Annotated in this window: 8 protein-coding genes; 6 read left to right on the top strand and 2 right to left on the bottom strand. The window is 71.4% G+C overall.

Translation table 11 applies throughout. The features are described 5' to 3' along the window. The first annotated feature begins 224 nt into the window (after positions 1-224). On the top strand, positions 225-1409 hold the full coding sequence (gene thiI / locus SACSA_RS0109280) for a tRNA uracil 4-sulfurtransferase ThiI (RefSeq protein WP_019815311.1): 1185 nt from the start codon (positions 225-227) through the stop codon (positions 1407-1409). 147 nt (positions 1410-1556) lie between these two features. Beyond that, positions 1557-2831 carry a cytochrome P450 gene (locus SACSA_RS0109285; RefSeq protein WP_028661713.1) on the top strand — a complete coding sequence of 425 codons (1275 nt, stop codon included), beginning with the start codon at positions 1557-1559 and terminating at the stop codon, positions 2829-2831. A gap of 11 nt (positions 2832-2842) precedes the next feature. Here SACSA_RS0109285 and SACSA_RS0109290 read toward each other — a convergent pair whose 3' ends face one another. Beyond that, positions 2843-3139, bottom strand: a complete 297-nt coding sequence (locus tag SACSA_RS0109290; protein WP_019815315.1) for a MoaD/ThiS family protein — start codon at positions 3137-3139, stop codon at positions 2843-2845. Next, on the bottom strand, positions 3136-4251 hold the full coding sequence (locus SACSA_RS0109295) for a WD40/YVTN/BNR-like repeat-containing protein (protein ID WP_019815316.1): 1116 nt from the start codon (positions 4249-4251) through the stop codon (positions 3136-3138). Before SACSA_RS0109295 ends, SACSA_RS0109290 begins: the two co-directional genes overlap by 4 nt. Positions 4252-4558: 307 nt before the next feature. Between SACSA_RS0109295 and SACSA_RS0109300 the strand changes: the two genes are divergently transcribed. From SACSA_RS0109300 to SACSA_RS22230, 4 genes are all read left to right on the top strand, one after another. Further along, positions 4559-5686: a glutathione-independent formaldehyde dehydrogenase gene (locus SACSA_RS0109300; protein ID WP_019815317.1), complete on the top strand. Its 1128-nt coding sequence runs from the start codon at positions 4559-4561 to the stop codon at positions 5684-5686. Between the two features lie 691 nt (positions 5687-6377). Further along, positions 6378-7343 (top strand): glycoside hydrolase family 18 protein, encoded by a 966-nt coding sequence (locus SACSA_RS22225; RefSeq protein WP_019815318.1) that lies wholly within the window; start codon positions 6378-6380, stop codon positions 7341-7343. Further along, positions 7340-8524 (top strand): hypothetical protein, encoded by a 1185-nt coding sequence (locus SACSA_RS0109310; protein ID WP_019815319.1) that lies wholly within the window; start codon positions 7340-7342, stop codon positions 8522-8524. Before SACSA_RS22225 ends, SACSA_RS0109310 begins: the two co-directional genes overlap by 4 nt. A 7-nt stretch (positions 8525-8531) precedes the next feature. Next, the coding region (locus tag SACSA_RS22230; RefSeq protein ID WP_019815320.1) for a bifunctional polysaccharide deacetylase/glycosyltransferase family 2 protein at positions 8532-10645 on the top strand (2114 nt) is incomplete at its 3' end.

Here is a 10645-nt window from a genome sequence, read left to right on the forward strand (position 1 = left end):
CCGTGCCCGCCGACACCGTGCCCGCCGACACCGAGCCCGCCGACGCCGCGTCCGCGGCCACCGAGCCCGCCGACACAGAGGCGGCGCTGCCGGTGCCGAGAAGCGCGGGCACGACCGTGTCCACCGGGACCTGACTTTCCGTCAGGGTGGGCCGCTCGTGCGGGCGCGTCACCGGGAAGCGGTATCGTCGTGCCGATGCGTCGAGCGGTGGGGAGGTGACCGGAATGGCCCAGGCGTGCGTTCTGCTCAAGTACGGCGAGTTGATGCTCAAGGGGCGCAACCGCGGCAAATTCGAGCGGTACCTGCGGGAGGCGGTGAGCCACGCCCTCGATGGCGCGTCGGCGCCCGTCCGCGTCTCGCAACGGCCGGGTGTGGTCGTGCTCTCCGGCGAGATCGCACGGGAGGAACTCCTGGAGCGTGCCCAGCGGGTGCTGGGGGTGAGCGTCGTGCAGCCCGCTGTGCGTACGGGCCGCTCGGCCGAGGACGCCGCCGGCGCGGTGCTGCGCGCGCTGGCCGAGCGCTTCGGCGATCCCGCCACGGCCGCGCCGCGCCGGTTCGCGATCCGCGCGCACCGCAGGAGCAAGGACTTCCCGCTGTCGTCGGAGAAGCTCGCCGCCTACCTCGGCGGCCGGGTCGTCGAGGAGTGGGGCTGGCCGGTCGATCTCGGTGACCCCGAGGTGGAGATCACGGTCGAGGTCGACCAGCGCGAGATCTTCGTCTCCCTCGAGCGCCACCGTGGTCAGGGCGGACTTCCGGTGGGCGCCAGCGGGCGCGCTCTGGTGATGCTCTCGGGCGGGTTCGACTCCCCGGTGGCCGCCTACCGCGCGATGCGGCGCGGGCTGCGCTGCGATTTCGTGCACTTCACCGGTGCCCCGCTGACGGGTCCGTCGTCGACGTACAAGGCCTATGCGCTGGTGCGCCAGCTCGACCGCTTCCAGGGCGGCTCCCGGTTGCACGTCATCCCGATCGGCAACGCGCAGCGCGCGCTGGCGACCTCCGGTGCGGGTCACCTCCAGGTCGTCGCACAGCGCAGGCTGATGGTGCGCACGGCCGACACCCTCGCCGGGGAGCTGGGCGCCCAGGCACTGGTGACCGGTGACAGCCTCGGACAGGTGTCGAGCCAGACGCTGGCCAACATGGCCACCGTGGAGGACGCGGCCTCGCGCCCGCTGCTGCGACCGCTCGTGGCGTGGGACAAGAACGAGATCATCGACGAGGCGCGCCGTATCGGCACGGCCGACGTCTCCACCCTGCCCGACGAGGACTGTTGCAGTCTGCTCACCCCGCCGCGCGTGGCCACGCGGACCACACCACGGCAGTTGGAGGGCGTCGAGCGCAGGTTGGAGATCGACGAGCTGGTGCCCAAGCTGCTCGCCGACGTTCAGGTCCACGTGCCCGGCACGGCGTGACGCCCGTTCGCGGCGGGGCGGGTGGCGATCCGTCGCGTCGTGGCGGATTCCCGGGCGCGGCGGGATTTCCGGGCGCGGCGCGAGGACGCACCCGATCCTTGCCGTCCGCCCCCGCGCGGACCGGCGTGGTTGATACCGTCTGCGCCCGTGGGGAAACTCCGTTCACGTGTGGTCTCGTGGTTCACGCGCCGCTACCTGGCGCGGGCACGCAAGAAGGGTCTCGACCTCTCGTCGATGTCCCTGCTGCCGGACGAGGTCCTGATGCCGTTGCGGCGCGAGGGTCTGGATCCGGTTCCCGAGCTGGGGCGGCGCAGGGACGACGAGCCGGTGAGCAAGCTGCCCGTCCCGTTCGGGCCGACCGTCTGGCTGGTGTCGGGCCACGCGGAAGCCAAGGCTGTCCTTGGCGACGCCAAGTCGTTCAGTAACGACTTCACCAATCTCGTCGGGACCGCGGGGGCCGACGCCGACGACAACCCCGGCGGCCTCGGCTTCGCCGATCCACCGGTGCACACCCGGTTGCGGCGCCTGCTCACCCCGGAGTTCACGATGCGCAGGCTCGCCCGCCTCAAACCGGGCATCGACAGCATCGTGGCCGACCGGCTCGACGCGATGGCCCGGCGTGCCGAACCGGTGGACCTCGTCGAGGAGTTCGCGCTGCCGATCCCGTCGCTGGTCATCTGCGAGCTGCTGGGCGTGCCCTACGCCGACCGCGAGGAGTTCCAGAAGCACGCGGTGGCGCGGTTCGACCTCTTCGGGGGAGCGGGGCAGTCGTTCGGGGCCATCTCGGAGTCGCTGGCGTATCTGACGACGGTCGTGCGCGCACAGCGCGAGGACCCCGGTGACGGGCTGATCGGCATGATCATCCGGGACAAGGGCGACGAGGTGTCGGACGCCGAGCTCGCGGGCCTGGCGGACGGTGTGCTCACCGGCGGCTTCGAGACGACCGCCAGCATGCTCTCGCTCGGCGCGCTGGTGCTGCTGCGCGACGCCGACGCCTTCAAGCGCGTCCACGACCACGACGACGCCGTCGGCGACTACGTCGAGGAGCTCCTGCGCTACCTGAGCGTGGTGCAGGTGGCCTTCCCCCGGTTCGCGCGTTCGGACGTCGAAGTTGGCGGGGTGCCGATCGCCGCCGGGGACATGGTCGTGGTCTCCCTCAGCGGGGCGAACCGGGACCGGGCGCTGGGCACCGGCCTCGATGTCTTCGACGGTCAGCGGGCACCGACCTCGCACGTCGCCTTCGGCTACGGCGTGCACCGCTGTGTCGGCGCGGAGCTGGCCCGCATGGAGCTGCGGGCCGCCTACCCCGCGCTGGTGCGCCGGTTCCCGTCCATGCGGCTGGCCGTGCCCGCGGAAGAACTGGCCTTCCGCCCGTCCTCGATCGTCTACGGCGTGGACCGGCTTCCGGTCACGCTGTCCTGAACCGGCGCTCGTCAGCCCCCGGCCATCGCGCCGACCACGAGCAGCGGCTCGGTGCCGTTGGTGACCGCGTCGGGCAACGGCGCGTCGGGGGAGTCGTGGGAGAGATCCCGCTCGCAGGCGAAGAAGCGGACGAACGCGCGGCGTCGTCGGCTGGTGTGGTCGCGCAGCGTCCCGCGCAGTGCCGGGTAGCGGTCCTCCAGTTCGTCGAGCACCGCGCGCAGTGTGACGGGCGGCGCCGGGTCGAGCCGGACCTCGCCGTCGATGTGCGCGAGGATGCGCAACTGGGCGGGCAGTGTCACGCGGATCATGGCAGCGTCTGCACCTCCACCGAGAGCACGGCGGGTAGGTCGCGCACGACCGGCGACCAGGTCTCGCCCGCGTCCGGGGACGCGTACACGGCTCCCCCCGTGGTGCCGAAGTAGATCCCGCAGTCGTCGAGCGAGTCCACCGCCATCGCGTCCCGGAGAACGGTGACGTAGCAGTCGCGCTGGGGCAGCCCCGTGGTCAGTGGCTCCCACTCGTGACCGCCGGTGCGGCTGCGATACACCCGCAGATGCCCGTCCGGTGGGAAGCGGGCCATGTCGCTGGTGAGCGGCACGACGTAGACGGTGTCGGGTTCGTGGGCGTGTACCGCGATCGGGAACCCGAAGTCGCTGGGCAGGCCGTCACCGATGTCGTACCAGTTCCGGCCGCCGTCGTCGGAACGCATCACGTCCCAGTGCTTCTGCATGTACAGCACGTCGGGCCGGGAGGGGTGCAGGGCCAGGTTGTGCACACAGTGCCCGACCTCGGCGTCGGTGTCGGGAATGCCCTCGGAGCGCAACCCGCTGTTGGTCGGTGTCCAGGTGCCGCCCCCGTCATCGCTGCGGAAGACGCCCGCCGCCGAGATCGCCACGTGCAGCCGTGCGGGGTCTCGCGGGTCCTCGATGATGGTGTGCAGGCACATGCCGCCCGCACCGGGCTGCCAGGAGGGGCCCGACTCGTGCGTGCGCAGGCCCCGCAGTTCCCGCCACGTCCACCCGCCGTCGGACGAGCGGAACAAGGCGGCGTCCTGGGCCCCCGCGTACACCGTGTCGGGGTCGGTCAGTGAGGGCTCGAAGTGCCACACCCTTGTGAATTCCCAGGGGCGCTGGGTGCCGTCGTACCACTGGTGCGTGCCGACATCGCCGTCGTAGGAGAAGTCGTTGCCCACCGGTTGCCAGGTGCGTCCGCCGTCGTCCGAGCGCTGCACGACCTGGCCGAACCAGCCGCCGGACTGCGAGGCCCAGATCCGGTCGGGCTCGGCGGGTGAGGCGGCGAGGTGATAGACCTCCCATCCGGTGAAGTACGGCCCGCTGACCTCCCAGTCCTGCCGCCGACCGTCCGAGGTCAGCACGAACGCTCCCTTGCGCGTGCCGACGAGAACGCGAACTCCGCTCATGGTCCCTGACTCCTTCGCTTCGCGACCCCGTCACCGTAATCCACGTCACTTGTTGAAAACAACCTTGTGATTGAGAAAAACAAGTCCCGCTCGCCGATCCACGCGGGGGTCACTCACGCGCGGCCCGTCACGGTGGTGATAGCACGCCCCACCGACAGTTCCCGCCGGGCACGGCGCCGAACCCGGTTCCCGCACTAAGGGGCGGAGCCGTGCTACCGGAGTCGAAAGCCGCGCGGTGGCGGAATGAGCGGGCGGGGCCCGGGTAGTCGAAGGGCGAGGAACTTCCGGACTAGGCAGGGAGCGCGTGATGAAGGCAGTGGTGTACCAGGGGCCGAACGAGGTACGCGTTGAGGAGGTTGGCGACCCGCGTGTCGAGGCACCGACGGATGTGCTCGTGCGCATCACGACCAGCGCCATCTGCGGCTCCGATCTGCACATGTACGAGGGGCGGACCATCGCCGAGCCGGGCATCGTCTTCGGGCACGAGAACATGGGCGTTGTCGAGGAGGTCGGCTCGGGAGTGACGAGCCTGGCCGCGGGCGACCGGGTGGTGATGCCGTTCAACGTCGCCTGCGGGTTCTGCCGCAACTGCCTCGCGGGCAAGACGGGGTTCTGCCTGACGGTGAACCCGGGCTTCGCGGGCGGCGCCTACGGCTACGTCGGCATGGGGCCGTACACGGGCGGGCAGGCCGAGTACCTGCGGGTGCCCTACGCCGATTTCAACTGCCTGAAGCTGCCGCAGGGCGACGAGCACGAGGACGACTTCGCGATGCTGGCCGACATCTTCCCCACGGGGTATCACTCGACCGAGCTCGCGGGCGTGTCCCCGGGGGACACCGTCGCCGTCTACGGCGCGGGCCCGGTGGGACTGATGGCCGCGTACTCGGCCATGTTGCGTGGTGCCGCGAAGGTGTTCGTGGTGGACAGGGTCGCCAACCGGTTGCGGGTGGCCGAGGAGATCGGCGCGATCCCCGTCGACTTCACCAAGCAGGACGCGCCCGGCTACATCGTCGATCAGACCGACGGCGGCGTCGACCGGGGCATCGACGCGGTCGGGTATCAGGCCACCGTCCCTGAGGGCGAGGAGCAGCCCGCGATCGTGCTGAATCAGCTCATCGAGACGGTGCGGCCGACCGGCTCCCTCGGCGTCGTCGGCCTCTACCTGCCCGCCGACCCGGGCGGGCCGACGGAGGACGCCCAGAATGGGCGGTTGTTGATCGGCATCGGCCGCTTCTTCGAGAAGGGGCTGCGGATGGGCACGGGCCAGGCCAACGTCAAGGCGTACAACCGGCACCTGCGCGATCTGATCGTCGCGGGGCGGGCTGAGCCGAGCTTCGTGGTCTCCCAGCGTAAGCCACTGGACGAGGCCCCGGACGCCTATCAGCGGTTCGACCGGCGCGAGGAGGGCTACACGAAGGTGGTGCTCAAGCCGTAAGGCCCACTCCGGTCGGCACTCCTCGCCGGAACGGCTGACGCGGAACCACTCGAACGGCGCAATTCCGGGCTCGCGCGCGTGTGCGGGCGCGGTGTGCGGGAACTCCGTCGGCATCAGGGCCAGCGGGAGTCGGCGGTGGAGTCCGGTGCCGGTGACGGCGCGCCGGTCACACAACCTGAGCGACGAGGCGCACGCGCGGGACGCGTGCGCCTCGTCATGCGCGCCGGGTCCGGCCTCTTCAGACAGTCCATAATAGACTTGACGAACGGGCCGATCCCTCGGTCAGGGACTTGCCCGGTGTCCGCGTGAGCCGTAACTTCGGTTCCGTCGGCGCGATCCGGTCACCAGCGGTTCGTGTGCCGTCGCTCTCCGAAGGCGACGGACGCGCACGGTCCCTTCCATCTTGTCTCGGTTCTCGAACCGTACTGGAGGTCCGGACGCTCCCGGCCGGTCACTGTCGGTGCCGGGCCCGGGACGGTGTGACGAGGAAGCGGTCACCCGGGACGCGCGCCGGCACGCCCCGCAGGTAACCGGTACGGACCAAGAGGACGGTGAACCCGTGGCCCCGAGACGCCAGTGCCCGGGCGTGCCCGGTGCTCCGGTGACCCCGGGACCGCACGCGGGGCCGCCCTCCCGCCCCATCCGGTGGGGGAGGACCCGACGGGGCACCCGGGCACGTCCACGGGCGGCGGTGGGTCTGGCGCTGGCCGTGGTCACCGTGGTGACGGCGTGCTCGGCGCCGTCACCGGCGCGCGACATCCCGGTCGCGCCGTACGTCTACCTCGGTTCGCGCGTGCCGGACCTCGCCGCCGTCACGCGCGCCACCTCGGCCGACTCGTATGTGCTTTCCTTCCTGCTCGCACGCGACGGCGGGTGCGATCCGGTCTGGCCGAGGGGGCGGCCGCTGGCCGATCCGGAGCTGTCGGCCGTCCTGCGTGACCTGCGCGCGGTCGGCGGGTCGGTCGCGGTGGCCTCGGGCGGTGCCCGCGGTGCCTACCTGGAACGGGCCTGCGCCACCGCCGGGCGTCTGGCCGAGGCCTACCGCGCGGCACTGGCCGTGACCGGAGCGGACCGGATCGACATCGACGTCGAGCGGAAGATCCCGGCGGCGCTCGTGGCCGAGGCGCTTTCGCGCACCCGGAGCTCCACCGGCGCCGAGGTCACCGTCACCGCCGAGGTACTCGGCCCCCGCCGTGGCCTGGCGCCCACCGCGACCGCTCTCCTGCGCGAGCTGGCCCGGCGCGAGGTCGAGGTGACCGTCAACGCGATGCTGATGAACTTCTCCTTCGAGGGAGATCGGCGTGCCGCGCTGGTCGAGGGCGCGGAGACGGTCGCGGCGCAGGTACAGCGCCTGTTCGGCCTCGAGGACCGGGAGCGCGCGTTCGCCCGTACCGGGGTGACCTACATGGTGGGCCGCGACGATACGGGTGCGGTCACCACGCTCGCCGATGCCGTGGCCCTGCGCTCCTTCGCCGCACGGCACCGCATCGGCTTTCTCGGATTCTGGTCGCTGAACAGGGACAACGGTGGCTGCGCCGGTCGCGTCGCCACCGTAGCCCATTGCAGCGGCATCGCCCAGGACGACTACGCCTTCACCCGGTCGCTGATCGCAGGATCGGCGGCCGGACCGCATCGAGCAGGAGGAACCGGAACGTGACCGCCGAGGACACCACCGCCACCACGACCACGGATACCACCACGGCCACGGATACGAGCGCTGCCACGGACACGAGCGCGACCACGGATACCGCGACCACGGATACCGCGACCACCGATACCGGCGCCACGACGGACACCAGCGTGGCCGCACGCACGGGAGTCACCGGCGGCACCGAGCGCGCCGCCGAGCCTTTCCACCCCAATGGTGCCGCCGCGTCCGAACGCCCCATTTTCCTCGATGCCAACGGCTCGCGGCGCGTGTGGCTGCGGCTGGGCGCCGCGTTCACCGCGAGCAGTGGCGTGGCCGTCATGGCGATGTGCGGGCTGGTGTTGTCCGACCAGCCGTCACAGGCGCCGGTCAGCGTCGCGCTGTCTCCGGGACATCTCGTCTCGCCCGGAGTACTGGGTGGTGGCGGAATCCGGCAGAACGGCGGCATGGGCACCGCCGACAGCGGTTGGCACGCCGGTGTGGCCGAGGAGGACGCGACCGACTCCCGGAGGGCATCCGGTGGGGCCCCCGGCGAGGGGACCGCTGTCACGGCGGCGGACGCGGACACGGCTTCCCGGCCCGTGGAGGCGACTCCGTCCCCGGTGGCCGTCGTCGGTACGACCGAGGACGAGGGCGACTCGGAGGTCGCCGGTGCGGAGCATGAGCAGGACGACCCGCACGAAGGCGACCACGAGGCCGGGGACGGTGAACGAGACGAGGGTGAGTCCGGCGAGGGTGAGTCCGGCGAGGCTGGGCCCGGCGAGGGTGAGTCCAGCGAGCACACGGGCGAGGACGCCGCCGGAGAGCACGTCACCCACCCGGACCCGGGCACCGGTGACGATACGACCGGTGACGACGCCACTGGTGCGGACGACGGTGCCGAGGACGACAAGGATTCCGGCGACCGTAACGGTGTGTCCGAACACGCGGAGTACCCCGAACACGCGGAGCAGCCCGCGGACGCGGAGAACACCACGACTGGCGAGAACGCCGGTGACTCGGGGAAGGCCGCCGGGGCGGAGACCGCCGAACCTGCCGGGGAGGCGCCGTGGCAGGCGGTGCCGTGGTCGCTGGTCGCCTTCGCACCGGAGAGCCCGGACTCGTTCGAATCGACGACCGTGGTGTGGCTGACCGCGCGGGAGGCGCTCGGTCACGGGAGCACGGCCGACCACCTGACCCTCGACGGGTGATGCCGACGTGCGGGTGAGGGGTTCGTGGATCGTCGTCGGAGTCGTCGGCACGCTGTTCGTCGCGGTGCTGCTGGTCGCGGGCTGGGCCAATTCCGAGATCGGCAACGACGCCGACCCACAGCGCGGTTTCGCCGACGACGGTACGGTCCCCGCCGACATCCATGCGGGCGGCTCGATCGTCGATGCCACGGGGGACGAGGTCACCTCCACCGCCCTACCGGAGCGCACCGTCGCGCTCACGTTCGACGACGGCCCCGATCCCGTGTGGACACCACGAGTGCTTGAGGTGCTGGAAAAGCACGACGTTCCCGCCACGTTCTTCGTGGTCGGGTCGATGGCCGCGCGCCACCCCGAGCTGGTCCGGGACATCCACGAGTCGGGTTCCGAGCTCGGGGTCCACACCTTCACCCACCCTGACCTCGCGCAGGTCACCGACTGGCGAGTGGAGCGCGAGCTGCATCAGACCCAGCTCGTGCTCGCGGGTGCCACCGGTGTGACCACCCGCTTGTTCCGCCCGCCCTACTCCTCGACCGTCGAGGCGCTCGACGATCCGGCCTACCGGGTCGTGCGGGCGGCGGGGGACCACGGCTATCTCAGCGTCTTCACCGATGTGGACAGTGCGGACTGGAAACGGCCGGGCGTCGACGAGATCGTGCGCAACGCCACTCCGCCGGACGGCCAGGGTGCCACCGTCCTGTTGCACGACGCGGGCGGTGACCGGTCTCAGACCGTGCGCGCGCTGGACCGGCTGATCCCGGACCTGCGCGCACAGGGCTACCGGTTCACCACCGTGGGAGACGCGGTGGGCATCGCGGCCGAGCAGCGCGCCACCAGCGACGACCGGATTTCGGGCTCGGCGCTGACGGCGCTGGTGACCGCCTCGATGGCGGTGCTGACGGTACTCAAGTGGGCGTTGATCGTGGTCGGGGCTCTCACGGCGCTGCGGCTGCTGTTGCTCGTGGTGATCGCGCGCCGGCACGCGCGGGCCCGCCGTGCGGCGGGAGCGCGATGGGGGCCGCCGGTCACCCAGCCCGTGTCGATCGTCGTCCCGGCGTACAACGAAGCGGCCGGCATCGAGTCGACCGTGCGTTCGGCTGCCGCGAGTGACCATCCCGTCGAGATCCTCGTCGTCGACGACGGTTCGACCGACGGCACCGCCGACATCGTGGAGGAGCTCGGCCTGCCGGGGGTGCGGGTGCTACGGCAGCCGAACAGCGGGAAGGCGGCCGCGTTGAACACCGGCATCGCCCACGCCAGTCATGACCTGATCGTGATGGTGGACGGCGACACGGTGTTCGAGGCGGACACGGTGCACGAACTGGTGCAGCCGTTCGCGGACCCGACCATCGGCGCGGTCTCCGGCAACGTCAAGATCGCCAACCGGGAGACGCTGCTGGCGCGGCTCCAGCACATCGAGTACGTGGTCGGATTCAACGTCGACCGCCGGGTCCACGACGTCACCCGGTCGATGCCGACGATCCCCGGCGCGGGTGGCGCGTTCCGCCGCGAGGCACTGACGGCGGTGGGCGGCCTGAGCGCGCAGACGCTGGCCGAGGACACCGACCTCACGATCGCGGTCGGCCGCGCGGGCTGGCGCGCGGTGTACCAGGACACCGCGGTCACCTGGACCGAGGCACCCACGACGGTCCGGCAGCTCTGGCAGCAGCGTTTCCGCTGGACCTTCGGCACCATGCAGGCGGTGTGGAAGCACCGCCGCGCGATCGTCCAGCGTGGAGCCTCCGGGCGGGTCGGCCGGTTCGGCTTGTTGCACGTCGTCGCCTTCCAGGTGCTGCTGCCGATGCTCGCTCCGGTGATCGACGTCTTTCTGCTGTACGGCGTGCTCTTTCTCGACCCGGGCACCACCGTGTTGCTGTGGTTGTCCATGCTCGTCGTGCAGGGACTCGGGGCCTACTATGCCTTCGGCCTCGACGGTGAGGACCGGTCGGCGCTGTGGCTGCTGCCCGCACAGCAACTGGTCTACCGCCAGCTCATGTACGTCGTACTGGTGCAGTCGGTGCTCGCCGCCGCGTCGGGGGTGCGGGTGCGCTGGCAGCACATGCGCCGCGCCGGAACGGCGCGGGTGGCCGCGCACCGAGTGCGGGAGAGCGCGCCGCGACCGGG

The sequence above is a fragment of the Saccharomonospora saliphila YIM 90502 genome, assembly GCF_000383795.1.
GTDB classification, from domain to species: domain Bacteria; phylum Actinomycetota; class Actinomycetes; order Mycobacteriales; family Pseudonocardiaceae; genus Saccharomonospora; species Saccharomonospora saliphila.

Excerpts from the sequence above, each read along its gene's own strand:
- thiI (WP_019815311.1), top strand. The coding sequence starts at position 225 with ATGGCCCAGGCGTGCGTTCTGCTCAAGTACGGCGAGTTGATGCTCAAG.
- SACSA_RS0109290 (WP_019815315.1), bottom strand. The coding sequence starts at position 3,139 with ATGATCCGCGTGACACTGCCCGCCCAGTTGCGCATCCTCGCGCACATC.
- SACSA_RS0109295 (WP_019815316.1), bottom strand. The coding sequence starts at position 4,251 with ATGAGCGGAGTTCGCGTTCTCGTCGGCACGCGCAAGGGAGCGTTCGTG.
- SACSA_RS0109300 (WP_019815317.1), top strand. The coding sequence starts at position 4,559 with ATGAAGGCAGTGGTGTACCAGGGGCCGAACGAGGTACGCGTTGAGGAG.